The sequence below is a fragment of the Comamonas terrigena NBRC 13299 genome, assembly GCF_006740045.1.
Taxonomy (GTDB): Bacteria; Pseudomonadota; Gammaproteobacteria; order Burkholderiales; family Burkholderiaceae_C; genus Comamonas; species Comamonas terrigena.
This window is the reverse complement of record NZ_AP019749.1, coordinates 2,474,735-2,498,873: the sequence shown is the minus strand read 5'-3', so window position 1 is coordinate 2,498,873 and position 24,139 is coordinate 2,474,735. Positions and strand designations below refer to the sequence as shown.

Sequence of the window (24,139 nt, the reverse complement as noted above, 5' to 3'; positions counted from 1 at the left end):
TGTGTACATAAGTTTCTGGCAAGGGCACCGTTGCGGGCCACTGGTTGGAAGGCATTGTAGCGGCAGGCCAAGGGCCCCTTCGCCGCAGGTTATGACACGGTGTCGGCGTGGAGGCTGCCGGGCCTTCCTACAATGGCGTCCATGTTTGTTCACCTGCGCCTGCACACCGAGTTTTCCGTCGTCGACGGGACCTGCCGTATTGACGATGCCATCAAGGCGGCGGCTGCCGACGGGCAGCCCGCCATGGCCATCACCGATCTGAACAATATGTTCGGCGGGCTGAAGTTCTACAAATCCGGACGGGGCAAAGGGGTCAAGCCCATTCTGGGCGCCGAGCTGATCATGGAAGGCGAGGGCGGTGCGCCCGGCCCCCGTGTGCTGGTGCTGGTGCAAAGCAAGCTGGGCTACCACAATCTGTCGGAAATCCTGGCCCGGGGCTGGACCGGCAATGTGCCGCGCGGTCAGGCCCAGGCACTGAGCAAATGGGAATGGCTGCAGGAGCTGGGCGAGGGCCTGATCCTGCTGTCCGGCGCCAATGCCGGCCCGGTGGGCCAGGCCCTGCAGCGCGGCGACAAGGACGGGGCTGCGCGCGAAGCGCTGCGCATGGCCAGCCTGTTTCCGCACCGCTTCTACCTGGAGCTGCAGCGTGCCGGGCGCCCGGAAGACGAGAGCCTGGTGGTGCAGACCGTGCAGCTGGCGGCACGGCTGAACCTGCCGGTGGTGGCCACACACCCGGTGCAGTTTTTCAAGCCCGGCGATTTCGAATCCCATGAAGCGCGGGTGTGCATTGCCGAAGGCGAGGTGCTGGGCAATACCAAGCGCGTCAAGCGCTTCACCCGGGAGCAGTACCTCAAGAGCAGCGCCGAGATGCAGGCGCTGTTTGCCGATGTGCCGTCGGCGCTGGAAAACACCGTGGAAATCGCCCGCCGCTGCAGCGTGACGCTGCTGCTGGGCAAGAACTTTCTGCCGGACTTCCCCACACCCAACGGCATGCCGGCTGAAGACTATTTCCGCCATGCCTCGTACGAGGGGCTGGAGGAGCGTCTGCAGCTGCTGTTCCCGAACGAGGCCAAGCGCCAGGCGGCCCGCCCGCAGTATGTGGAGCGGCTGGAGTTCGAGCTGGGCATCATCTTGAAGATGGGGTTCCCGGGCTACTTTCTGATCGTGGCGGACTTCATCAACTGGGCCAAGAACAATGGCTGCCCGGTGGGGCCGGGCCGTGGTTCGGGGGCCGGTTCGCTGGTGGCCTATGTGCTGAAGATCACCGATCTGGACCCCATCCACTACAACCTGCTGTTCGAACGTTTTCTGAACCCCGAACGCGTGTCCATGCCTGACTTTGACGTGGACTTCTGCCAGGCCAACCGCGACCGCGTGATCGATTACGTGAAGGACCGCTACGGCCGCAATGCCGTCAGCCAGATCGCCACCTTCGGCACCATGGCTGCGCGCGCGGCCATCCGTGACGTGGGCCGGGTGCTGGACCTGAGCTACAACTTCTGCGACGGCATCTCCAAGCTGGTGCCCAACAAGCCGGGCCTGCACGTCACGCTGAAATACCCGCCCAATCCGCGCAAGGAGAACGACAAGTACACCTATGCGGTGGATGAGCAGGCACTGGCCGAACGTCTGGAAAAAGAAGAAGACGTGAAGATGCTGATCGAGATGGCGCAAAAGCTCGAAGGCATGTGCCGCAACATCGGCATGCACGCCGGGGGCGTGGTGATTGCGCCCGGCAAGTTGACCGACTTCTGCCCGCTGTACCAGCAGCCCGGCAGCGACTCGGCCGTGGCCATGTACGACAAGGACGATGTGGAGCAGATCGGCCTGGTGAAGTTCGACTTCTTGGGCCTGGCCACGCTGACCATCCTGGAGATTGCGCGCGAATTCATCATGAAGCGCCACAAGGGGCAGGAGAACTTCAAGTTTGAAGAAATTCCGCTGGACGACTACCCCACCTACAAGCTTTTCCAGGAAGGCAAGACCGAAGCCGTCTTCCAGTTTGAATCCCGCGGCATGCAGGGCATGCTGCGCGACGCCAAGCCGTCGCGCCTGGAAGACCTGATTGCGCTGAACGCCCTGTACCGTCCGGGCCCCATGGACCTGATTCCGTCCTTCGTGGCCCGCAAGCACGGTCGCGAGGAGATTGAATATCCCCACCCGCTGGTGGAGCAGGTGCTGGCCGAAACCTACGGCATCATGGTCTACCAGGAGCAGGTGATGCAGACGGCCCAGGTGCTGGGCGGCTACTCGCTCGGCGGCGCCGACTTGCTGCGCCGCGCCATGGGCAAGAAAAAAGTCGAGGAGATGGTCAAGCACCGCGGCATCTTCCGCGAGGGGGCGGCCAAGAAGGGCATCAGCCAGGACAAGGCCGACGAGGTCTTCGACCTGATGGAGAAGTTTGCGGGCTACGGCTTCAACAAGTCGCACGCGGCCGCCTATTCGCTGCTGGCCTACCACACGGGCTGGCTCAAGGTGCACTACACGGCGGAGTTCTTCTGCGGGAACATGACCGTGGAAATGGACGACACCGACAAGCTCAAGGTGCTCTACGAGGATGCGCTGAAGATGGGCCTGACCTTCGAGCCGCCAGATGTGAACCGCGGCGTCTACCGCTTCGAGCCGGTGACCGACAAGGTGATCCGCTACGGCCTGGGCGCCATCAAGGGCACGGGCCAGCAGGCGATCGAAGCCATCATCGCGGCGCGCGAAGGCCAGGGCGTGGGGCCGAACGGCCACCTCAAGGGCCCGTTCACCAGCCTGTTCGACTTCTGTGTGCGGGTGGACCGCTCGCGCCTGAACAAGCGCACCTTGGAAGCGCTGATCAAGGCCGGCGCGTTCGATGCCATCCACCGGAACCGCGCGGCGCTGTCGGCGTCGGTGGACACGGCGTTCGAGTTTGCCAATGCGACCTTGGCCAATGCCAACCAGGGCGGCCTGTTCGACATGATGGGCGACGATGCCGTGGGCTCCAGCACCCAGGAGCCGCCGCTGGCCGAGGTGCTGCCCTGGGGCATCAAGGAGCGCCTGACCCTGGAAAAGACGGCGGTGGGCTTCTACCTGTCCGGCCACCTGTTCGATGAGGTCGAGGCGGAGGTGCGCCGCTTTGTGCGCACCCCGCTGGCCGATCTGGGGGACAGCCGCGAGCCGCAGGTGCTGGTGGGCATCGTCAGCGATCTGCGCGTGATCAACGGCCAGCGCGGCAAGCTGTGCCTGTTCAAGCTGGACGACAAGTCCGGCGTGATCGAGGCATCGGTGGACGAAGCCACGCTCAACGCCCACAAGGACCTGCTGAAAGACGACGAGTTCGTGGTGCTGACGGCACGGGTGCAGCAGGACCGCTTCAGTGGCGGCTTGCGTGCCAAGGTGCAGAAGGTCTGGGGCCTGGCAGATGCACGCTGCCGCTTTGGCCGCTACCTGCAGGTCAGCACCACCGAAAAGATGCCCGATGTCCAGCGCCTGCTGCGTGAATTCCCCGCCAAACGGGAGGACACCGAGCACGGCAGCATCCAGCACGGGCTGAAGGTGCGCCTGGGGGTGCGCTGCCAGTCGGAGCTGGGCGCGGCGCTGGTCGAGCTGCAGCTGGGCGATGACAGCCGCTTCTTCCCCAGCGATGCGGCGCTGGCCGCCTGGTGCGCCGAGGCGGGCAGCGGGCACAGCACGGTCGTCTACGAGTAAGAAAACGGCCATCTTGTCGGCGCTACCATTGGCCTTATCTGTACGCCATGCCACCGTTGGTAGGAGAGCTTGTGCTGTCCTACAAATGCTTGCATGTCGTCCCTCTGTTTTTGGTCTGAAGGCGACTCAAAATACGCCCGAAGCCGTCGCTACAATGAATTCCATGGCTACCGAACAACCTCCTATTCAACCTCCCAAGCCGCAGCTTCCACGCGAAGAGGGCGGTGGTTCGGTCGTGCTGGAGCGGCGCACCCAGAAGGTGGCCCCCCCACCGATGTACCAGGTGGTGATGCTCAACGACGATTTCACCCCGATGGAGTTCGTGATCGTGGTGTTGCAGGAATTTTTTGGCAAAGACCGCGAGGCGGCCACCCAGATCATGCTCAAGATCCACCTGGACGGTCGGGGCGTGTGCGGGGTGTATTCCCGCGACGTGGCCTCCACCAAGGTGGAACAGGTGTTACAGGCAGCCAACAAGGCAGGTCATCCGCTGCAGGCTGTCAGCGAGCCTATTGAATAACTGCCGATCGCCCCGATTTCAGAGTAGATTTACACAACTGGCAAGCGCAAAGGAGCCACTACATGATTGCCCAGGAACTGGAAGTCAGCTTGCACATGGCATTCGTCGAGGCGCGTCAGCAGCGCCACGAATTCATCACGGTGGAGCACCTGCTGCTTGCCCTGCTGGATAACCCCAGCGCGGCGGAAGTCTTGCGTGCCTGCTCTGCGAACATCGATGACCTGCGTGCTTCGCTGACCAACTTCATCAAAGACAACACGCCTCAGGTGGCTGGCACCGAGGAAGTGGATACACAACCCACGCTGGGCTTCCAGCGGGTGATCCAACGCGCCATCATGCATGTGCAGTCCACAGGCAATGGCAAGAAGGAAGTGACCGGCGCCAACGTGCTGGTGGCAATCTTCGGCGAGAAAGACTCCCATGCCGTGTACTACCTGCACCAGCAGGGCGTGACGCGCCTGGATGTGGTCAATTTCATTGCCCACGGCATCAAGAAGAGCGAACCCCCGGAACCCGCCAAGGCGGACACGCCCATGGACGGCGACGAGGGCATGGGCAGCGAGCGCAATGAAAAGGCCTCGCCGCTGGAGCAGTACACGCTGAACCTGAACCAGGCGGCCAAGGACGGCAAGATCGATCCACTGATCGGGCGCGAGTACGAAGTCGAGCGCACGATCCAGATCTTGTGCCGCCGCCGCAAGAACAACCCGCTGCTGGTGGGCGAGGCTGGCGTGGGCAAGACGGCGATCGCCGAAGGCCTGGCATGGCGCATCACCGAGGGCACGGTGCCCGAGGTGCTGGCCGAAGCCAATGTCTATTCGCTGGACATGGGCGCACTGCTGGCCGGGACCAAGTACCGCGGGGACTTCGAGCAGCGCCTCAAGGGCGTGCTCAAGTCGCTCAAGGACAAGCCCAACGCCATCCTGTTCATTGACGAAATCCACACCCTGATCGGTGCCGGTGCGGCATCGGGCGGCACGCTGGATGCGTCCAATCTGCTCAAGCCGGCGCTGTCCAGCGGCCAGCTCAAGTGCATCGGCGCGACCACGTTCACGGAGTACCGCGGTATCTTCGAAAAAGACGCTGCGCTGTCGCGCCGTTTCCAGAAGGTGGATGTGGTCGAGCCGACCGTGCAGGAAACCGTGGACATCCTCAAGGGCCTCAAGAGCCGCTTTGAAGAGCACCACGGCGTGAAGTACGCCACGGCCGCACTGCAGGCTGCCGCCGAGCTGTCGGCCAAGTACATCAACGACCGCCATCTGCCGGACAAGGCCATCGACGTGATCGACGAGGCCGGTGCTGCCCAGCGCATCCAGCTGGCCAGCAAGCGCAAGAAGACCATCGGCCGCGCCGAGATCGAAGAGATCGTGGCCAAGATCGCCCGCATTCCGCCGGCCAATGTCTCCAACGACGACCGCAGCAAGCTGCAGACGCTGGAGCGTGACCTCAAGAGCGTGGTGTTCGGCCAGGACAAGGCCCTGGAAGTGCTGGCGTCGGCCGTCAAGATGGCCCGCTCGGGTCTGGGCAAACCGGAAAAGCCGATCGGCTCCTTCCTGTTCTCCGGCCCCACCGGGGTCGGCAAGACGGAAGCCGCCAAGCAGCTGGCCTACATCCTGGGCGTGGACCTGATCCGTTTCGACATGTCCGAGTACATGGAGCGCCATGCGGTCAGCCGCCTGATCGGCGCGCCTCCCGGCTATGTGGGCTACGACCAGGGCGGTCTGCTGACCGAGGCCATCACCAAGAAGCCGCACTCCGTGCTGCTGCTGGATGAAATCGAGAAGGCGCACCCGGACATCTTCAACGTGCTGCTGCAGGTCATGGACCACGGCACGCTGACGGACAACAACGGACGCAAGGCCGACTTCCGCAACGTGATCATCATCATGACCACCAATGCGGGCGCCGAGACCATGAACAAGGCCACCATCGGCTTCACCAACCCGCGCCAGGCCGGGGACGAGATGGGCGACATCAAGCGCCTGTTCACCCCCGAGTTCCGCAACCGCCTGGATGCGACGGTGAGCTTCAAGCCGCTGGACGAGCAGGTCATCCTGCGCGTGGTGGACAAGTTCCTGTTGCAACTGGAGCAGCAGCTGGCCGAGAAGAAGGTGGAAGTCACGTTCACCGACACCTTGCGCAAGCACCTGGCCAAGACGGGCTTCGATCCGCTGATGGGTGCCCGCCCGATGCAGCGCCTGATCCAGGACACCATCCGCCGCTCGTTGGCCGACGAACTGCTGTTCGGCCGCCTGACCGACGGTGGCCGCCTGGAGGTGGACTGGATTGCCGACGCCAACGAAGGCAAGGGCGATGTCCAGCTGGACATCTCTCCGCTGCCCAAGAAGGAGCGCAGCAAGTCGGAGCCGGCCGAGCCGGAAGAGGCTGCTGCAGCGGATTGATGCAGCTCCAGTGCGTATAGCGTGCTACAAAACCGGCAGCAGGTCTGCCGGTTTTTTTATGCCTGCACGCGCGGCGGTGCAGCCTGGCTGGCGGCACGGTGCTGACACTGGCACTGCGGATTTGTCGGCATACTCTGGCCTGCCACGGTGCAGTCTGCTTGCGCCGCTTCGGCCTTGTGGGCGTGCCGTGCGCCTGTCTCCTGGGAGCTTTGTGTGGATTGGATTGCGTCGTACCTCACGCACCACAACCTGATGCTGCTGCTGTCCGTGGTCTGGACGGCGTATGTGGTGGTGGTCGGGGTCTGGATCTTGCTGCAGCGTCGCGCGCCGGTGGCCACGCTGAGCTGGCTGTTGTCCATGGCGGTGATCCCGGTGGTCGGGATTGGCGTGTACTACTTTCTGGGGCCACGCCGGCTCAAGCGCCAGCGGCTGCGGCGCTTGCGCAGCCGGCGCAAGTCGCGTGCGCGCAGCAGCATTGCCCGCCTGCGCGAGAAAGTGCCCCAGGCGCCGGACCGTCTGCAGCAGGTGGTCAAGCTGGTCACGGCGTCCACCCATTTCCCGATCAGCACGGCCGACGAGGTGGAGCTGCTGGTGGGCGGAGCGGCCACGTTCGACTCCATCACGGACGCGGTGCGCGCGGCCCGCCACCATGTGCACCTGGAGTACTACATCTTCGAGCCTGACAAGACGGGGCTGGCGCTGCTGGCGCTGCTCCAGGAAAAAGCCCGGGCTGGCGTCAAGGTGCGGCTGCTCGTGGATGCGCTGGGCTCCAAGAATCTGGGACGCCAGCACTACCAGCCGCTGGAAGAGGCCGGGGCGGAGTTTGCCCTGTTCCACCCGACCAAGCTGGGCCGTCGCGTGCGGCCGGTGATCAACTTCCGCACCCACCGCAAGATCGTGGTCATCGACGGCTGCATCGGTTACACCGGCGGCGTCAACATCACTGACGAGGAAGACCGCCGCATCCTGCCGGACGCTTACCACGACGTGCATGTGCGCCTGCAGGGGCCGGTGGTCAACTGGCTGCAGACCGTGTTTCTGGAGGACTGGGCCTATGCGCTGGATTACAACCGCCGCAACGAGCCCAGTGACTTCGAAAACATCCTGCCCGAGCTGCCCGAGGGCAAGCAGGTGGTGCAGATCATGGCGTCCGGCCCGGACAGCAGCATGGAAGCCATCCACCGCGTGCATGTGGCCGCCATCCATGCCGCGGCCAAGCGCCTGTGGCTGACCACGCCGTACTTCGTGCCCACCGAAGCCAGCATGCTGGCGCTGACCAATGCGGCGCTGCGGGGGGTGGATGTCTGTCTGCTGGTGCCCGAGAAATCCGATTCGCGGCTGGTGACGGCGGCGGCACGGTCCTATTTCGACGAGCTGATCAGCTGCGGCGTGAAGGTGTTCGAGTACCAGGCCAGCATGCTGCATTCCAAGACCATGCTGGTGGATGACTTCATGGGCATTATCGGCACGGCCAATTTCGACAACCGCAGCTTTCGCCTGAACTACGAGGTCTGCGCCATTGCCTATGGCGAGGCCTTCAACGGCAAGCTGGCCAGCCAGTTCCAGGAAGATCTGAAGCTGGCGCGCCGCGTGGGCTATGCCCGGCCGCAGCCGTTCTGGCAGCGGCTGTTCGATTCCGCCGCACGGCTGTGTTCCCCCTTGCTGTAACGCACCATGCACTACGCTTTGAGAGACCAGCCCGTCGATGTGCCTGCCGCGACACCCGCGCAGTTGCTGGACTGGGCGCGCCAGCACCCACGCTGGCTGGTGATCACCGGTGCGGGCTGCAGCACCGAGGTGGGCATTCCGGACTACCGCGACCAGGCCGGGCAGTGGAAGCGCCCGCAACCCGTGACCTACCAGGCCTTCATGGGCGATGCGCTGGTGCGCCAGCGCTACTGGGCGCGCAGCCTGGTGGGCTGGCGGGTGATGGGCCATGCCCGGCCCGGGGCGGCCCACCATGCGCTGGCAGCGCTGGAGAAAGCCGGCCGTGTGCAGCTGCTGCTGACCCAGAATGTGGACGGCCTGCACAGCGCCGCAGGCAGCCGCAAGGTGCTGGACCTGCATGGCCGCATCGACACCGTGCGCTGCATGGACTGCGGCCACCGCTTTGCGCGGGCCGACTGGCAGCGGGCGCTGGAGGCCCTGAATCCCGACTGGGTGCAGCTGCAGGCCCGTACCGCACCGGATGGCGATGCCGATCTGGACGGACTGCCGTTTGCCGAGTTCCGCATTCCACCCTGTCCGCACTGCGGCACCGGCGTGCTCAAGCCCGATGTGGTGTTCTTTGGCGAGAGCGTGCCGCGCGAGCGGGTGCAGCGCGGCCTGGACACCCTGGCCCAGGTGGACGGGGTGCTGGTGGCCGGTTCGTCGCTGATGGTGTATTCGGGCTTTCGCTTTGTGCAGGCGGCGGCCGCTGCCGGGCTGCCGGTGCTGGCCATCAACCAGGGGCGCACGCGGGCCGATGCGCTGCTGGCGGCCAAGCTGCAGGCCGATGTGGGGCAGTCCTTGCAGGCGCTGGTCCAAGGGCTGGGGGCCGGGGGCGGCTGACAGGGCAGGCACCTCTGACAGCGGCGGGGGCGCTGCCGATCCCCGACGCGGTGCAGCGCACCGCCCGGCAGGCCGGGAGCGCCTGCGCTTGCAGGCATACTCGCCCCCATGGCTGAATCCGCTTCCCTCACTTTTCTGTGGCACGACTACGAGACCTTCGGTGCCAATCCCCGTTATGACCGCCCGGCGCAGTTTGCGGCCATCCGCACCGACATGGAGCTCAACGAAGTCGGCGAGCCGCTGATGTTCTACTGCCAGCCGGCCCCGGATTACCTGCCCGATCCCCAGTCCTGCCTGATCACCGGCATCACCCCCCAGCAATGCCTGGAGGAGGGCGTGCCCGAGGTGGAGTTTGCCAACCGCATCGAAGCCGCGTTCAGCCAGCCTGGCACCGTGGGCGTGGGCTACAACACCATCCGCTTTGACGACGAGGTGACGCGCTTTCTGTTCTGGCGCAACCTGATCGACCCCTATGCCCGCGAATGGCAGAACGACTGCAGCCGCTGGGACCTGCTGGATGTGGTGCGCATGGTCTATGCGCTGCGCCCGGACGGCATCCAGTGGCCGAAGAAGGAAGACGGCAGCCCCAGCTTCAAGCTGGAAGACCTGGCCCGTGCCAACGGCCTGCTGCACGCGCAGGCCCACGACGCCCTCAGCGACGTGCGCGCCACCATTGCCCTGGCGCGGCTGATTCGCCAGGCCCAGCCCAAGCTGTTTGAATTTGCCTTTGCCCTGCGCAAGAAGGACCGGGTGCTGCACGAGATGGGCCTGCCCGCCGTGCAGGTCGATGCCCGGCCTTTTCTGCACGTGAGCGGCATGATCCGCCCCGAGCGCGGCTGCATCGCCATGATGTGGCCGCTGGCCCAGCACCCGACCAACAAGAACGAGGTGATCTGCTGGGACCTGAATGCCGACCCGTCCGAGCTGGCCAGCCTGGATGCCGAGCAGCTGCGTCTGCGCCTGTTCACGCGCCAGGCCGATTTGCCCGAAGGCGTGCAGCGCCTGCCGATCAAGAGCATCCACATCAACAAGTCGCCGATGGTGGTGCGCAATCTGAAGACGCTGTCGCCCGAGATGGCGGCGTGCTGGGGGCTGGATATGGCGCAGTGCATCGAGCATGCGGTGGCCGCACGCGCGCTGCCCGACATGAGTGCGCTGTGGAAGCAGGTGTACCAGCGCCAGGACGGTCATGGCCCGCAGGATGTGGACCAGGATCTGTACAACGGCTTTGTCGGCCCCAATGACCGGCGCCACCTGAACCAGCTGCGCGGCCTGAACCCGCAGGAGTTGGCGGTCAGCCGCATGGGCTTTGACGACAAGCGCCTGCCCGAGCTGGTGTTCCGCTGGCGCGCCCGCAACTGGCCGCAGACGCTGAACCCGCAGGAGCAGGCCCGCTGGGAGCAGCTGCGTGCGGCCTTTCTGGTGGAAGGCCAGGGCGGTACCCGCACGGCCGAGCAGATGTTTGCCCAGATCGACGATCTGTCGGAAAACGCCAGCGAGCAGGGGGAGGAGATCCTGGGCATGCTGTACGACTACGCCGAAAGCATCGTCCCGGAAATGTGAGCGGGCGGGCCATGCCCTGCCGCCGCGCGCCGGGGCAGGCTGGGTCCCGGTGCCAGGCGGGTGGGGGCATCCCCCAGCGCCGCCACCACCCCACAACCATCCAGGGCCATCCGCGCGGGGTGTGGGGGTCGGGCCACGCCGGTTCGGCCATTTGTCTTATAGGATTTCCCTTGGAGGCCCGCCTTTTCTATAGTCGGCTTCCATGTCCTGTCCTTTGTTCCTGACGTGGTTGCCGCGCATGGCCATGGCCGTGCGGCCGCTTGGCGCGACGGGATGGCGCATGGCTGCAGGGGCGGTGTGCCTGGGCGCGTTACTGGCGCAGGTCCAGACCCAAGCCCAGACGGTGCGCCCCGGGCTGTGGGAGTTCGAAGGCCGGCACTCGCAGCTGCGCCAGAGCAGCGGGCAGACGGTGGACATGCAGAAGATCAACCAGCAGCTGGAAACCCAGTTGCTGGGCATGGAGCCCGGCGTGCGCCGCATGCTGGAGGACAACCTGCGCAGCGTTGGCGTGGTGGTGGACCGGGGGCGCAACCAGTTGCTGTGCGTGCCGCCCGACCAGATCCAGCTGGCACGGCTGGTCGAGCGCCAGCAGCAGGAGGGCTGCACCTTCACCCTGCAGGAGCGCGGTGCCGATTTTGTGCGCGGACAGCTGAAATGCACCGAGCCGCGGGGACAGGGCAGCCATGTGGCATCGGTCATCACGCCCGAGCGGCTGAGCACCCGCACCGAGCTGAAGATCCCGCAGGGCCAGCTGATCATCACAACGTCTGCCCAGTGGATTGCCGCCGACTGCGGCAATGCCGCCGATGTGGGCCGCCAGCGGCAGCAGGAGCGCTCGCTGTTCGGCGGGGGCAAGTAGGGTCGGAGTACCGTATCTGCTGCGGGTGCCGCCCGGGGCCTATGCCCCCCGAAGGCTGCGGCCTCGGGAGGCTTGGGTCGGCAGTCCGTGCGTGGGATGCTGCTCAGCCAAAGAACCGGTAGCAGACCACGATGGCAGCCACTACGCCGGCCAGCTCGGCAATCAGGGCGCAGGGCACGGCATGGCGCGCGCGCTGTATGCCCACGGCACCAAAGTACACGGCCAGCACATAGAAGGTGGTTTCGGTGCTGCCCTGGATGGTGGCGGCGGCCAGGGCGGCAAAGCTGTCCACGCCCTGGGTCTGCATGGTCTCGATCAGCATGGCGCGTGCCGCGCTGCCGGAAAACGGCTTGACCAGGGCGGTGGGCAGGGCGTCCACAAAGCGGGTGTCCATGCCCAGCACGTCCACGCACCAGCGGATGCCGTCCAGCGCATAGCCCAGCGCGCCCGAGGCACGGAACACGCCCACGGCGCAGAGCATGGCCACCAGATAGGGCAGCAGGCCCTTGGCCACGTCAAACCCTTCCTTGGCCCCGGCGATGAAGCTGTCGTACACAGCGACCTTCTTCCAGGCGCCCAGGCAGACGAACAGCAGCACCAGGGCGAACAAGGTCAGATTGCCCAGCAGCGCCGACAGGCTGGCCAGTGCGGCGGCGCTCAGCGTGCTCAGCAGCGCCATGAAGCCGGCCAGGCCCAGGGCCACCGGCAGCAGATAGGCCAGCACCACCGGGCTGAACAGCGGCAGGCGCTGCACCAGGGCCACGGTCAGCAGGCCGGCCAGCGTGGAGCAGCTGGTGGCCAGCAGAATCGGCAGGAACACCAGCGTGGGGTCGGGCGCGCCCTGCTGCATGCGGTACATGAAGATGGTGACCGGCAGCAGCGTCAGCGACGAGGCGTTGAGTACCAGGAACAGGATCTGCGCATTGGTGGCGGTGTCGGGCCGGGGGTTGAGCGTCTGCAGCTCCTGCATGGCCTTGAGCCCCATGGGCGTGGCGGCGTTGTCCAGCCCCAGGCCGTTGGCGGCAAAGTTCAGCGTGATCAGGCCCAGCGCCGGGTGGCCGCGCGGCACTTCGGGCATCAGCTTGCCAAACAGCGGACCCAGCACCTTGGCCAGCCATTGCACCACGCCGGCCTGTTCGGCAATGCGCAGAAAGCCCAGCCACAGCGTCAGCGTGCCGAACAGCAGCACCATCACTTCGACCGACAGCTTGGCCATGGCAAACAGCGCCTGCACCATGTTGGCAAACACCTGGGCCTGGCCGCCCAGCAGCCACTGCGCGGCTGCGGCCACGGCAGCAATCACAAAAAAGCCCAGCCACAGGGCGTTGAGCATGGAAGTTCTCCCTCAGGGCAGATGTCATGGGTTTTGGACGCCGCCATTGTCGCGCGGCGCACAGGGGCTGCCGATCGTCACCGGCGTGTAACAAGAAGTTTTCACAATCGGCGCACGCGCAACGTTCCCTTTGTGATCTTGACCACTGCTTCATCTTCTTTCCCTGCTGCCGCACGCCTGTGGGCCGGGCCCCGTGGGTTCTATGGCGCGGCGCTGGGCCGCGTGGGGGGCGCTATTTCCGGTTGGCCGCTGCTGCGCTGGGCGCCGCCGGTGCTGGTGCTGACCGCGCTGGCGCTGTCCTGGTGGTTCACCAGCCAACGCCTGCAGTCGCAGGAGGACCAGCTGTGGGAGGCAGCCCTGAGCCAGCAGGCGGCCGTGGCGTCCAGCCTGCAGGAGAGCCTGGTGCAGGCGGTGGACAAAGGCCACTTGATGGCCCTGATTGCAGCGGAGGCGCTGGACGGTGCACCGCAGGAGGTGGCCCAGACCCGCCGCCGCCTGCTGGCCATGCAGGCGGCCGACCCCACCTTGCTGCGCTTTGCGGTGCTGGATGCGCAGGGCGAGCGCCTGCTCAGCTCTACGCCGGTGCAGGACGGCGTGGCGCAGCTGGCGCTGGTGGACCCGGCCCTGCTGCGCAGTGCCGCGCGCCAGCAGAGCCCGGCCGCGCGCCAGGTGCAGGTGCTGCCGGTGTTGCCAGGGGGCAAGGAATTCGTTCCCGACACGCCCAACGTGCGACCCGTGTCCCTGCTGCTGGGCATGCCCCCGGCCTGGGCGGCGCAGGGGGATGCGCTGAGCCAGGTGCCGTCGCCGGGCGGTTTTTTGCTGCAGGCCATCGATCTGGTGCATTTTCTGGGCCCGTACCGGGGGGCGGACATGCACACGGGCACCCGCATCCAGGTGCTGGCGCCGGATGGCAGCGTGCTGGCGGCCATGCAAGACCATGCGCTGCTGGCGTCGCCGCCCGGTCAGCGTCAGGCGGTGCTGGCCCAGCAGCCCGGTGTGCAGGGCCATGGCCGGCTGCGGCTGGACGACCAGCAACTGCATCTGGTCAGTTGGCGGCGCAATGCCGGCACCCCGTTCACCGTGGTCGTCAGCCAGGACCTGCCCCGGCTGCTGGCCGAGCACCGCGCCAACAGCCGGCGTGCATGGGGACTGCTGGCGCTGCTGACGGCCATCACCTTGCTGGCCACCTTGGCGCTGGCCCGGGTGCTGGGGCGGCAGCACCACCTGTTCCAGGCGCTGTCGGTGGCGGACGCCAAGAACCAGTCGCTGATCGAGCAGCTGGAGCAGGAAAAAATCCGTGCGCTGGAGCTGGCGGGCAGCGACCACCTGACGGGACTGCACAACCGCCGCATGTTCAACGAACTGGTGGCCAGCCATCTGGCGCTGGCGCGGCGCAGCCCCAAGCATTACGCGCTGCTGTACCTGGACCTGGACCGTTTCAAGCAGATCAACGACAGCCTGGGCCACCATGTGGGCGATTTGCTGCTGCAGGCCGTGGCCCAGCGCCTGCGTTCCCTGGTGCGCGGCAGCGACATCATCGGCCGCATGGGGGGGGACGAGTTTGCCGTGCTGGTCACCGCCATGGAGCAGCTGGCCGACATGGACCAGCTGGCCAGCAAGCTGGTGGCCCAGCTCAGCCAGCCCTATGTGGGCCTGGACGGGCACAGCCTGCAGCTGAGCCCCAGCATCGGCATTGCCTTCTTTCCGCGCGACGGCCATGACGTGGCCACGCTGTGCCAGCACGCGGACATGGCCATGTACGCCTCCAAGCGCGCGGGGCGGGGGCGTGCCACCTATTACGACACCCAGCTCAACCCGGCCGACGACCGCGGCTGGCAGCTGGAGCGCGAGCTGGCGCAGGCCATTGCCGGCGAACAGCTGGTGCTGCATTTCCAGCCCAAGGTGCGGCTGGAGGACTGCCGCATCGAAGGTTTCGAGGCCCTGGTGCGCTGGCAGCACCCGGCTTTCGGGCTGATCTACCCCGGGGAATTCATTGCCCTGGCCGAGAAGAACGGCCTGATCGCCGAGCTGGGGGACTGGGTGATACGCGCCTGCTGCCAGCAGGCGGCGGCCTGGCGGCAGCAGGGGCTGGACACGGTGCCGATTGCGGTCAATGTGTCGGCCCTGCAGCTGCGCGACACGGCGTTTCCCACGCGCATGGCCACCTATCTGCAGCAGTACGGCGTGCGGGCCAGCGACCTGGAGCTGGAAATCACCGAAAGCTGCCTGGTGGAGCCCGTGGACCTGGCGGTGCGGGTGCTCAACCAGCTGGAGGGCATGGGCATGCGCATCGGCCTGGACGACTTCGGCACCGGTTTTTCCAGCCTGAGCCAGATCCGCCACCTGCCCATCGACACCATCAAGCTGGACCGGTCGTTTGTGGACGACATCCGTTCCAGCCCCGAGGCCGGGGTGCTGGTGACGTCCATCATCACGCTGGCCCACAACCTGAAGATGCGGGTGGTGGCCGAAGGCGTGGAGCTGCGCGACCAGCTGGTCTACCTGAAGACCGCCGGCTGCGATGCGGCCCAGGGCTACATCCTCAGCCGCCCCGTGCCGGCGCAGGAGACGCAGCGCCTGCTGCGCCAGGGCATTCTGGAGCCGGCGTGAACGCCGGGACGCCGTCCCTGCGGCGCCTGCGGCCGATGGGGGCGGGCACAGGCGTGCCCCTTCACGCGCTTACGGTGCCGTCGTTGTCAAGCGCAGCAGCTGCCCATCCGGGGCATCGGTCAGCACATACAGCCAGCCGTCCGGGCCCTGGCGCACATCGCGCACGCGCTGGCCCAGGCCGGGCAGCAGTTTTTCGTGGGCCACCAGGCGGTCGCCGTCGAACTTCAGCCGCTCCAGCATGCGCGATTTGAGCGCGCCCACCACCAGCGAGCTCTGCCAGTCCGCACCATAGCGGCTGCTGCTGACCCAGGCCAGTCCGGACGGTGCAATCGAAGGCACCCAGTAGTGCAGCGGCTGCTCCATGCCGTTCTGGCGGGTGATGCCGGCGCCGATCTTGCCGCCGCCGTAGTTCTCGCCATAGGTGATCACCGGCCAGCCGTAGTTCTTGCCGGGCTGGACGCGGTTGATTTCGTCGCCGCCCTGGGGACCGTGCTCGTGCATCCACAGCTGGCCGTCGGGGGCCAGCACCGCGCCCTGCGGGCTGCGGTGGCCCCAGCTCCAGATGGCCGGCAGGGCATCGGCGCGGGCAACGAAGGGGTTGTCCGCGGGGATGCTGCCGTCCTTGCCCACGCGCACGATCTTGCCCAGGTGGCTGCGCAGGTTCTGTGCCTCTTCCTTGTACTGGGAGCGTTCGCCCAGCGTCAGGAACAGGCTGCCGTCCGGCTTGCCGTTCACCATGCGCTCCACGATGCGGCAGCCAAAGTGCAGGGCGCTGTCGTACTTGGGCTGCTGCTCGAAGATCACCTGCACCTGCTGCAGGGCGGTGGCGTCGGCGTTCAGCGTGGCACGGGCCAGGGCGGTGCCGTTCTTGCCGGCATCCGCGCCGGTGCCGGGCTGGCTGTAGCAGAAGTACAGCTGGCGGTTCTGGGCAAAGCCGCTGTCCAGCACCACGTCCAGCAGCCCTCCCTGGCCCCGCGCCACCACGGGCGGCACACCGGCCAGCGGCGGGTTCAGCCGGCCATCGCTTTGCACCACGCGCATGCGGCCGGGGCGCTCCGTCACCAGGTAGCGGCCATCGGGCAAAAAGGCCACAGCCCAGGGGTGTTCCAGGCCTTGGGCCACGGTCACCGCCTGCAGCGCGCGTGCGGCGGCCGAGCTGGGTGTGGTGGCCGGCGTGGACGGACCCACGGGCTGGGCCTGCGCCATGCTGGCGCCCAGGGCACCGGCCAGGCCCAGCGCAGGCAGCAGCAGGCGCCGGCGGGCGGCCGGTCGGGAATCAGGGCCAGAAAAAGCGAGAGAAAAGGGGAGAGAAGAGGGGGGAGGAAACGGTCGGGGATGGGTCATGGGCACTCCAAAAGCACAGGGTATGTCGCAGGACGCAGGTCGGCCCATTGTGGCGGCCGCGCGGTGGACGCCTAGCGGATTGCGCCTGCGGCCTGCCGGGGAATACGCCCGCCGGGGGCGGATGGGGCCGCCTGGAGGGGCGAGGCCGTAAAAAAACCGAGTTGCCGCCGGGGATCGCTGCGGCAGCACACGCCCGCGCCGGGCCAGCGGGTGTATAAAGTCGGCTGCACAGAGCGCTGCGGCGCTTGATCGAAGGCGCGGCCATGGAATTCCTGGACGCGCCTTTGTTGTTCCCCTCTACACCCCTGCATACAAAGGAATCGCACCCATGGGCGCGCAATGGAAAGCCAAGGGCAAGGCCCTGGTCGCCGATGCCAAAGGCAAGCTGTTTGGCAAACTGGTCAAGGAAATCACCGTCGCGGCCCGTCTGGGCGGCGGCGACCCCGGCTCCAATTCGCGTCTGCGCATGGCCATTGAAGCGGCCCGCAAGGCTTCCATGCCCAAGGACACGCTGGACCGTGCGATCAAGAAGGGCTCCGGCGCCGGCGCCGATGCGGTGAACTATTCCAGCGTGCTGTTCGAAGGCTACGGCCCCCAGCGCGTGCCGGTGATGGTCGAGTGCCTGACCGACAACCCCAACCGCACGGCCCCCAATATGCGCGTGTGCTTCCGCAAGGGCCAGCTGACGGCCGTGGCCTGGGACTTTGACCATGTGGGCATGATCGAAGGCGAAGCCGAGGGCGGCGCTGACGTGGAAATGGCCGCCATCGAAGCCGGTGCCCAGGATTTTGAAGCCGGCGAAGAAGAGGGCGTGACCCTGTTCATCACCGACACCACCGACCTGGATACCGTGGCCAAGGCCCTGCCGGCCCAGGGCATCAAGGTGCTGTCCGCCAAGCTGGGCTACAAGGCCAAGAACCCCGTCAGCATGGGCAGCCTGTCCGCCGAAGCGCAGGAAGAAGTGCAGACCTTCCTGGCCGGTCTGGAGAACGACGACGACGTGCAACACGTGTTCGTGGGTCTGGTGGACTGAGGATGCCAGCCGCTGGGGCTGTCCAGCCGGCAACCGCCAAGAAAGGGAGCCCGCCGGGTTCCCTTTTTTCTTTGCGTATCCGTGCAGAGGGCGGTTCCCCGGGCCGGCCGCACCGCCATGCCCTCCAGTGGGCACCGTGCACTAGCGTTTTTTCGTAGTGCGGACACAAGGCGGGCCGATTAAGGTGGGGGCAGCCCTGTGTGTCAGCGGCCATTCCCCGTGGACGGTGCGGGAAGGCCTGTGCCTTGAGGAGGTGTGCCATGCCCCTGTCTCCCGCTGAGGATTCCCACAATGAACGGCCCGGCCCGGCCAGGTCCGGCCAGGAACGGCCCGGCGCGGCTGCGCCCGGTGCGGCGCCACCCGTGCAGCTGCAGGCCCTGCGCTGGGGGGATCCGTGGCGCTGGCTGGGTGCCGGCGCGCGGGATGTGCGGCGTGCCTGGGGCGTGGCGCTGTTTTACGGGCTGTGTTTCTGGGGCATGGCGCTGTGCCTGGCCTGGGTGTTCAGCGCCAGTCCGGAGTATGTGATGTCCATGGCCAGCGGCTGCCTGTTGCTGGGACCGTTTCTGGCCATGGGGCTGTACGACACCAGCCGCCGGCTCGAGCGGGGCGAGGCGCCGGATCTGGGCCGCTCCATCACCGCCTGGGACCGCAATCTGGGCGGCATGGGCATGCTGGTGCTGGTGCTGATCGTGCTGGAGCTGCTGTGGGGACGGGCCTCGCTGGTGGTGTTTGCGGTGTTCTTCGACACCGGCATGCCTTCCACCACCGGGGTGCTGCAGGCCATCTTCCGGCCGGAGAACTGGGAGTTCATTGCGGTGTACGCAGCGGTGGGCGGCACGTTTGCGCTGCTGGTGTTCGGCGCCACGGCCGTGTCCATGCCCATGATGCTGGACCGGGGCACGGACGCGCTGACGGCCGGCCTGACCAGCATGCAGGTGGTGCTGGGCAATCTGGGCATGATGCTGGTCTGGGGCGCGCTGATTGCCGCACTGGTGGGCGCGTCCTTCCTGGTGCTGTGGGGGCTGCCGCTGCTGCTGGTGGGGCCGCTGCTCGGTTGCGCCAGCTGGCATGCCTACCGCAGCGCGGTGGTGCCCCTACCGTACACATCGTCCCCAACACCAGCACCGGAGGCAGTGCCTTAAGATGGACTGCGGCCCGCTGCCGGGCAACTTGGTGCAATATCCACCCATACAACTTCCATTGATAACGAAAGAACGCATTGGCTACACCCAACTACGGATACGAGAAACGACAGCGCGAGCTGGCCAAGAAGCAGAAAAAAGAAGAAAAACTGCGCGAGAAGGCCCAGCGCAAGCAGTCGGACACGGATGCCCCCCATGCGGGCGATGCGCCTGCACCTTCGGGTGACGGTGCAGGGCCGACTGCCAACTGAGCGAGCGCTGCTCCACCATGGCCTGAAGCTGCCGTTGTGCAGTGTGGGGCGGGTGTTGCTGCGCAGCCAGTGCGCCCAGGGTGGTGAAGGACAAAGGCCGGATGGTGACATGACGTCACCCCCGGCCTTTGTCGTTGTGCGTGCCGATGGTGCAGGGTTCAGCCCAGCAGGCCTCGGAGGGTGGGCCAGACGTTGTCCAGCATCAGCGGCTGGGCTTCTGCACGGGGGTGGATGCGGTCGGCCTGGAACAGCGCGGCGGCATTCGGAATATCGGCCACGCCTTTGAGGAGGAACGGTACCAGCGGCGTGCGCGTGTCCTGCGCCACCCGGGTGTAGATCTGGGCAAAGTCACGCCCGTAGCTGGCGCCGTAGTTGGGGGGCATCTGCATGCCCACCAGCAGGCCTTTGGCGCCGCTTTCCTTGCTGACCTGCAGCATCAGGCGCAGATTCTCTTCGGTCTGCTGCAGCGGCAGGCCGCGCAGCGCGTCGTTGCCCCCCAGCTCGATCACCACGATCTGCGGCTGGTGCTGCTTGAGCAGTGCGGGCAGGCGCGAACGCCCGCCGGCGGTGGTTTCACCGCTGATGCTGGCGTTGACCACACTGGCGTTCGGGTGTTGCTGCGCCAGGCGCTGCTCCAGCAGCGTGACCCAGCCGGTGCCGCGTGCCAGGCCATATTCGGCGCTGAGCGAGTCGCCCAGGATCAGGATCTTGCGGGCGGTCGTTTTGCCCTGTGCCAGCGCCGGTGATAGCCAGAGTGCAGCGGCGGCGCCCGCAAGCGCGATACAGTGGCGACGGTGGCGGTGCAAAGGGTGCATGGCTTTTTCCTGAGGTTTTTTCATGACTGAGACGATTTCCCGGCAGCCCTTGATCGCAGTAGAGCATCTCTTCAAGTCCGTGACGGATTCTTCCGGCAGCCTGGACATTCTGCGGGATATCGATTTCACACTGCAGCCCGGGGAGACCGTGGCCATTGTGGGTGCATCCGGATCGGGCAAAAGCACCCTGCTGTCGATTCTGGCGGGGCTGGACGTGCCTTCGCGCGGCACGGTGCGCCTGCAGGGCCATGACATGTTTGCGCTGGACGAAGACGCACGCGCCGCGCTGCGGGCACAGAAGATCGGCTTTGTGTTTCAGAGCTTCCAGTTGATGGGCAATCTCACGGCGCTGGAGAACGTGATGCTGCCGCTGGAGCTGGCCGGCGTGCGCGGCGCACGCGTGCAGGCCACCGAGATGCTGCAGCGCGTGGGCCTGGGCCAGCGCCTGCAGCACTACCCCAAGCTGCTGTCCGGCGGCGAGCAGCAGCGTGTGGCCCTGGCGCGGGCCTTTGTGGTGCGCCCGGCCGTGCTGCTGGCCGACGAGCCCACGGGCAGCCTGGACTTTGCGACCGGCGAAGCGGTGATGGAGCTGATGTTCGCCCTGAACCGCGAGCAGGGCACGACCCTGGTGCTGGTGACCCACGACCGCGGTATCGCTGCGCGCTGCGACCGGCGCATCACCATCGCCGCCGGCGCGGTGGCGGCGGATGAGCAGGGCGTGCTGGAGCAGCCGGGCTGAGCACGGCGCGGCGGGCCGCAAGGCCTGCGCCGTGCGTGGCGGGGGCGCGCAGCCCGCCAATCCGCAAGGTTCAGGCGCGGCGCTGTGCCGGATCCGCTGCCGTGGCGGTGTCCGCCGAGGCATCGGATACCGGTGTCGATGCCGGTGCCCGGCCGTCTTCCGACAGGCAGACCGCGGCGGTGAAGATCACGTCGGTGGAGGAGTTCAGTGCCGTCTCGGTCGAATCCTGCAGCACGCTGATGATGTAGCCAATGCCGACTACCTGCATGGCGATGTCGTTGGAGATGCCGAACATGCTGCAGGCCAGCGGAATCAGCAGCAGGGAACCACCGGCCACGCCCGATGCACCGCAGGCGCACAGCGCCGACACCACGCACAGCAGCAGGGCCGTGGGGATGTCCACCGCAATGCCCAGGGTGTGGGCGGCGGCCAGGGTCAGCACGCTGATGGTGATGGCCGCGCCGGCCATGTTGATGGTGGCGCCCAGCGGGATGGCGACGCTGTAGGTGCCTTCGTCCAGGTTCAGGCGCTTGGCGATCGCCATGTTGATGGGGATGTTGGCGGCCGAGCTGCGGGTGAAGAAGGCCGTGACACCGCTTTCGCGCAGGCACATCAGCACCAGCGGGTAGGGATTGCGGCGGATCTTCCACCAGACGATGGCGGGGTTGACCACCAGGGCCACGCACAGCATGGAGCCCAGCAGCACGCACAGCACGTGGACATAGCCGGTCAGCGCTTCCAGGCCGGTGGTGGCCACGGTGGAGGCGACCAGGCCAAAAATGCCCAGCGGCGCGCAGCGGATCACGGCCTGGATGATGAAGGTCACGCCGTTGGCCAGATCCGATGCCACTTTCTGCGTGGTGGCGCTGGCATGGCGCAGCGCCACGCCCAGGCCGATGGCCCACACCAGAATGCCGATGTAGTTGGCCTTCAGCACCGCATTCACCGGGTTGTCCACGGCGCTCAGCAGCACGCCCATCAGCACTTCGCGGATGTCACCGGGCGCGGCGACGCCGGTGGCGGCATCCTTGAAATGCAGCACCGAGGGAAACAGCATGCTGGCACCCACGCCGACGATGGCGGCCGCCAGCGTGCCCACCAGATACAGCCACAGCACGGGCTTGAGCAGGGTGACTTCCCCGGGGCGGTGGTTGCCGATGGCCGCCATCACCAGGACCAGCACCAGCACCGGTGCCACGGCCTTGAGGGCCGAGATGAAGAGGGTGCCCAGCAGGCCGACCGACAGTGCGGCCTGCGGCCAGAGCAGCGCCAGGGCAATGCCCAGAATCAGGCCGATCACGATTTGCGTGACCAGGCCGGTGCGGCGCAGCCAGTGCAGCAGGGGTTGAAACATCATGGTGGAAAAAAAGCCGGGCGGCGCCGGCAAAGGCATCCGCGTACAAAATGAAAGCGGCCTTTGAAGTTGGCCGCAGTGCAGCAAAATTCAAAGGCCGGTGCCTGGGGTCTGCCGGAGCGCATCCCAAAGATAGATGCTTCCGACCACGGGGTGAGTGTAGGCTTTCAGGGAAAACCCGGCGTTTGCAGGGTGCTTGGGAGGCGGAGCCGTCGGGCAGTGTCTGCCGATGTGGTCTGCGGCAGGCTGCCCGGGTGTGGACCGCGCGCCACAGCGGCCTGTCTTCTCCTCGGACATTGGCTTGGCCGGATAATGCCCCTCCTATGTCGTCCCCCAAAGTGCTTTTCGGCTTCCATGCCGTCGGCGTGCGCCTGAAGACCGCGCCGCAATCCATCATTGAAATCTACTACGAGAGCGCGCGCCGCGATGCGCGCATGCGCCAGTTCCTGGAGCGTGCCAAAGAGGTTGGCGCCCGTCTGATCGAAGCCGATGCCATGCGCATCGCCAAGCTGGCTGGCAGCCATGGCCACCAGGGCGTGGCTGCGCGCGTGGAAGAGGTCCGGGACACCCGCACGCTGGATGAGCTGCTGGACGATCTGGAGGAATCCGGCGTCAAGGCCCCGCTGCTGCTGGTGCTGGACGGCGTGACCGATCCCCACAACCTGGGCGCCTGCCTGCGGGTGGCCGACGGCGCTGGTGTGCACGCCGTGATCGCCCCCAAGGACCATGCGGCCGGCATCAACGCGACCGTGGCCAAGGTGGCCAGTGGCGCAGCCGAGACGGTGCCGTATTTCATGGTGACCAACCTGGCGCGCACGCTCAACGAGCTCAAGGAGCGCGGCATCTGGGTGATCGGTACCAGCGGCGATGCCGACAAGCACCTCTACCAGATGGACCTGACCGGCCCGACGGCCCTGGTGCTGGGCGCCGAAGGCGACGGCATGCGTCAGCTCACCCGCAAGACCTGCGATGCGCTGGTCAGCATCCCCATGCAGGGCGCGGTGGAAAGCCTGAATGTGTCCGTGGCCAGCGGCGTGTGCCTGTACGAGGCACTGCGCCAGCGCATTCCCAAGCCAGCCTGAGTCCCCTCCGTCTCTGCCCCGCCGGTGGCGGAACAGCAGGCGGGATCTCTGGATTTTTCACAGCTGTTGACGTCTCCCATGCCTGCTGCCGAGCCTGACCATGCCATCGAGGCTGTGCGCGACTGGATCGCACAGTCCCGGCGGCTGTGCGTGCTGACCGGCGCGGGTGTCAGTGCGGAATCGGGCGTGCCCACTTTTCGTGACGCCCAGACCGGCTACTGGGCGCAGTTCCGTGCGGAAGACATGGCGTCCGAGCCTGGTTTCCGCGCCCATCCCGCGCGCGTGTGGCATTGGTACCAGCACCGGCGGGGCTTGGTGTCGGCCGTCGCGCCCAATGCCGCCCACCATGCGCTGGCCGGCTTTGCGGCGCAGCACCCGGGCCGGCTGACCCTGGTCACCCAGAACGTGGATGGCCTGCACCAGCGTGCAGGCAGCCCCGATGTGGTGGCTTTGCACGGCGATCTGTTTGCCGACCAATGGCTGGATGCCTGTTGTCCGCAGTGCACCCCGGCCTTGCAGGCCGGGCAGCTGACGGCGACCGAGCCGCCCGCCTGTCCGTACTGCGGGAATCTGCGCCGCCCCGGGGTGGTGTGGTTTGGCGAATGCCTGCCCCAGGCGGCGCTGGACGCGGCCGAAGTGGCGGCCCAGGGCTGTGATCTGATGCTGGTGGCGGGTACGGCCGGGGTGGTGTACCCGGCGGCGGGCCTGGTCCTTCAGGCGCGGGATGCGGGCGCGCGCGTGGTCATCGTCAACACCGCGCCCACGGAGCTGGACCGGCTGGCCGATGCCATGCTGCAGGGGGCGGCGACCACGGTGCTGCCTGCACTGCTGGGTTGACTCTTTGGCCGGTGCGCAGCACGGGCG

General features: G+C 66.7%; 18 protein-coding genes. 14 read left to right on the top strand and 4 right to left on the bottom strand.

The window, feature by feature from the left end; translation table 11 throughout:
• Positions 1-141: 141 nt before the first annotated feature.
• From dnaE to CT3_RS11225, 7 genes are all read left to right on the top strand, one after another.
• Positions 142-3,678 (top strand): DNA polymerase III subunit alpha, encoded by a 3,537-nt coding sequence (gene dnaE / locus CT3_RS11255; protein WP_066532387.1) that lies wholly within the window; start codon positions 142-144, stop codon positions 3,676-3,678.
• A gap of 154 nt (positions 3,679-3,832) precedes the next feature.
• Entirely contained in the window at positions 3,833-4,198 is a 366-nt protein-coding gene (gene clpS, locus CT3_RS11250) for an ATP-dependent Clp protease adapter ClpS (RefSeq protein ID WP_066532383.1), read from the top strand.
• A gap of 62 nt (positions 4,199-4,260) precedes the next feature.
• The gene (gene clpA / locus CT3_RS11245; RefSeq protein ID WP_066532370.1) at positions 4,261-6,600 is read left to right on the top strand and encodes an ATP-dependent Clp protease ATP-binding subunit ClpA; all 2,340 of its coding nucleotides are present in this window, start codon (positions 4,261-4,263) and stop codon (positions 6,598-6,600) included.
• A 213-nt stretch (positions 6,601-6,813) separates the two neighbouring features.
• On the top strand, positions 6,814-8,268 hold the full coding sequence (gene cls, locus CT3_RS11240; protein WP_066532367.1) for a cardiolipin synthase: 1,455 nt from the start codon (positions 6,814-6,816) through the stop codon (positions 8,266-8,268).
• Positions 8,269-8,274: 6 nt separating this feature from the next.
• The gene (locus CT3_RS11235) at positions 8,275-9,150 is read left to right on the top strand and encodes an NAD-dependent protein deacetylase (RefSeq protein ID WP_066532364.1); all 876 of its coding nucleotides are present in this window, start codon (positions 8,275-8,277) and stop codon (positions 9,148-9,150) included.
• A gap of 108 nt (positions 9,151-9,258) precedes the next feature.
• Positions 9,259-10,713, top strand: coding sequence for an exodeoxyribonuclease I (gene sbcB, locus CT3_RS11230; protein WP_066532353.1), 1,455 nt, complete (start codon positions 9,259-9,261; stop codon positions 10,711-10,713).
• A gap of 202 nt (positions 10,714-10,915) precedes the next feature.
• Positions 10,916-11,572 (top strand): DUF3617 domain-containing protein, encoded by a 657-nt coding sequence (locus CT3_RS11225; protein ID WP_083520188.1) that lies wholly within the window; start codon positions 10,916-10,918, stop codon positions 11,570-11,572.
• A gap of 103 nt (positions 11,573-11,675) precedes the next feature.
• Here CT3_RS11225 and CT3_RS11220 read toward each other — a convergent pair whose 3' ends face one another.
• On the bottom strand, positions 11,676-12,905 hold the full coding sequence (locus CT3_RS11220) for a nucleoside recognition domain-containing protein (RefSeq protein ID WP_066532350.1): 1,230 nt from the start codon (positions 12,903-12,905) through the stop codon (positions 11,676-11,678).
• 138 nt (positions 12,906-13,043) lie between these two features.
• On the opposite strand from CT3_RS11220, the gene CT3_RS11215 reads away from it, so the two are divergent.
• A complete protein-coding gene (locus tag CT3_RS11215; RefSeq protein ID WP_265331850.1) occupies positions 13,044-15,515 on the top strand; it encodes a putative bifunctional diguanylate cyclase/phosphodiesterase in 2,472 nt (823 codons plus the stop codon).
• Positions 15,516-15,584: 69 nt separating this feature from the next.
• Here the strand turns inward: CT3_RS11215 and CT3_RS11210 are convergent, their stop codons facing one another.
• A complete protein-coding gene (locus CT3_RS11210) occupies positions 15,585-16,721 on the bottom strand; it encodes a PQQ-dependent sugar dehydrogenase (protein ID WP_066532342.1) in 1,137 nt (378 codons plus the stop codon).
• Positions 16,722-17,187: 466 nt separating this feature from the next.
• Here CT3_RS11210 and CT3_RS11205 point away from each other — a divergent pair, with 466 nt between their 5' ends.
• The 3 genes from CT3_RS11205 to CT3_RS21320 all read left to right on the top strand — a co-directional run bounded on the left by CT3_RS11205 (position 17,188) and on the right by CT3_RS21320 (position 19,285).
• Entirely contained in the window at positions 17,188-17,892 is a 705-nt protein-coding gene (locus CT3_RS11205) for a YebC/PmpR family DNA-binding transcriptional regulator (protein WP_066532334.1), read from the top strand.
• Between the two features lie 260 nt (positions 17,893-18,152).
• Positions 18,153-19,034, top strand: coding sequence for a DUF2189 domain-containing protein (locus tag CT3_RS11200; RefSeq protein ID WP_083520187.1), 882 nt, complete (start codon positions 18,153-18,155; stop codon positions 19,032-19,034).
• 77 nt (positions 19,035-19,111) lie between these two features.
• A complete protein-coding gene (locus tag CT3_RS21320) occupies positions 19,112-19,285 on the top strand; it encodes a hypothetical protein (protein ID WP_172591801.1) in 174 nt (57 codons plus the stop codon).
• Between the two features lie 158 nt (positions 19,286-19,443).
• Here CT3_RS21320 and CT3_RS11195 read toward each other — a convergent pair whose 3' ends face one another.
• Positions 19,444-20,100: an arylesterase gene (locus tag CT3_RS11195; RefSeq protein WP_066533312.1), complete on the bottom strand. Its 657-nt coding sequence runs from the start codon at positions 20,098-20,100 to the stop codon at positions 19,444-19,446.
• 22 nt (positions 20,101-20,122) lie between these two features.
• Here CT3_RS11195 and CT3_RS11190 point away from each other — a divergent pair, with 22 nt between their 5' ends.
• Positions 20,123-20,839: an ABC transporter ATP-binding protein gene (locus CT3_RS11190; RefSeq protein WP_066532332.1), complete on the top strand. Its 717-nt coding sequence runs from the start codon at positions 20,123-20,125 to the stop codon at positions 20,837-20,839.
• A 70-nt stretch (positions 20,840-20,909) separates the two neighbouring features.
• Here the strand turns inward: CT3_RS11190 and sstT are convergent, their stop codons facing one another.
• A complete protein-coding gene (sstT, locus tag CT3_RS11185; RefSeq protein WP_083520230.1) occupies positions 20,910-22,193 on the bottom strand; it encodes a serine/threonine transporter SstT in 1,284 nt (427 codons plus the stop codon).
• 323 nt (positions 22,194-22,516) lie between these two features.
• Between sstT and rlmB the strand changes: the two genes are divergently transcribed.
• Together rlmB and CT3_RS11175 are read left to right on the top strand one after the other, a co-directional pair.
• Complete coding sequence (rlmB, locus tag CT3_RS11180) at positions 22,517-23,275, top strand: 23S rRNA (guanosine(2251)-2'-O)-methyltransferase RlmB (protein ID WP_066532330.1); 759 nt, start codon at positions 22,517-22,519, stop codon at positions 23,273-23,275.
• Positions 23,276-23,353: 78 nt separating this feature from the next.
• The gene (locus tag CT3_RS11175) at positions 23,354-24,112 is read left to right on the top strand and encodes an SIR2 family NAD-dependent protein deacylase (protein WP_066532328.1); all 759 of its coding nucleotides are present in this window, start codon (positions 23,354-23,356) and stop codon (positions 24,110-24,112) included.
• The last annotated feature ends 27 nt before the right edge of the window (positions 24,113-24,139 follow it).

Coding starts and splice junctions, on each gene's coding strand:
- dnaE (WP_066532387.1), top strand. CDS start 142: ATGTTTGTTCACCTGCGCCTGCACACCGAGTTTTCCGTCGTCGACGGG.
- clpS (WP_066532383.1), top strand. CDS start 3,833: ATGAATTCCATGGCTACCGAACAACCTCCTATTCAACCTCCCAAGCCG.
- clpA (WP_066532370.1), top strand. CDS start 4,261: ATGATTGCCCAGGAACTGGAAGTCAGCTTGCACATGGCATTCGTCGAG.
- CT3_RS11235 (WP_066532364.1), top strand. CDS start 8,275: ATGCACTACGCTTTGAGAGACCAGCCCGTCGATGTGCCTGCCGCGACA.
- sbcB (WP_066532353.1), top strand. CDS start 9,259: ATGGCTGAATCCGCTTCCCTCACTTTTCTGTGGCACGACTACGAGACC.
- CT3_RS11225 (WP_083520188.1), top strand. CDS start 10,916: ATGTCCTGTCCTTTGTTCCTGACGTGGTTGCCGCGCATGGCCATGGCC.
- CT3_RS11220 (WP_066532350.1), bottom strand. CDS start 12,905: ATGCTCAACGCCCTGTGGCTGGGCTTTTTTGTGATTGCTGCCGTGGCC.
- CT3_RS11210 (WP_066532342.1), bottom strand. CDS start 16,721: ATGGCGCAGGCCCAGCCCGTGGGTCCGTCCACGCCGGCCACCACACCC.
- CT3_RS11205 (WP_066532334.1), top strand. CDS start 17,188: ATGGGCGCGCAATGGAAAGCCAAGGGCAAGGCCCTGGTCGCCGATGCC.
- CT3_RS11200 (WP_083520187.1), top strand. CDS start 18,153: ATGCCCCTGTCTCCCGCTGAGGATTCCCACAATGAACGGCCCGGCCCG.
- CT3_RS11195 (WP_066533312.1), bottom strand. CDS start 20,100: ATGCACCCTTTGCACCGCCACCGTCGCCACTGTATCGCGCTTGCGGGC.
- CT3_RS11190 (WP_066532332.1), top strand. CDS start 20,123: ATGACTGAGACGATTTCCCGGCAGCCCTTGATCGCAGTAGAGCATCTC.
- sstT (WP_083520230.1), bottom strand. CDS start 22,193: ATGTTTCAACCCCTGCTGCACTGGCTGCGCCGCACCGGCCTGGTCACG.
- rlmB (WP_066532330.1), top strand. CDS start 22,517: ATGTCGTCCCCCAAAGTGCTTTTCGGCTTCCATGCCGTCGGCGTGCGC.
- CT3_RS11175 (WP_066532328.1), top strand. CDS start 23,354: ATGCCTGCTGCCGAGCCTGACCATGCCATCGAGGCTGTGCGCGACTGG.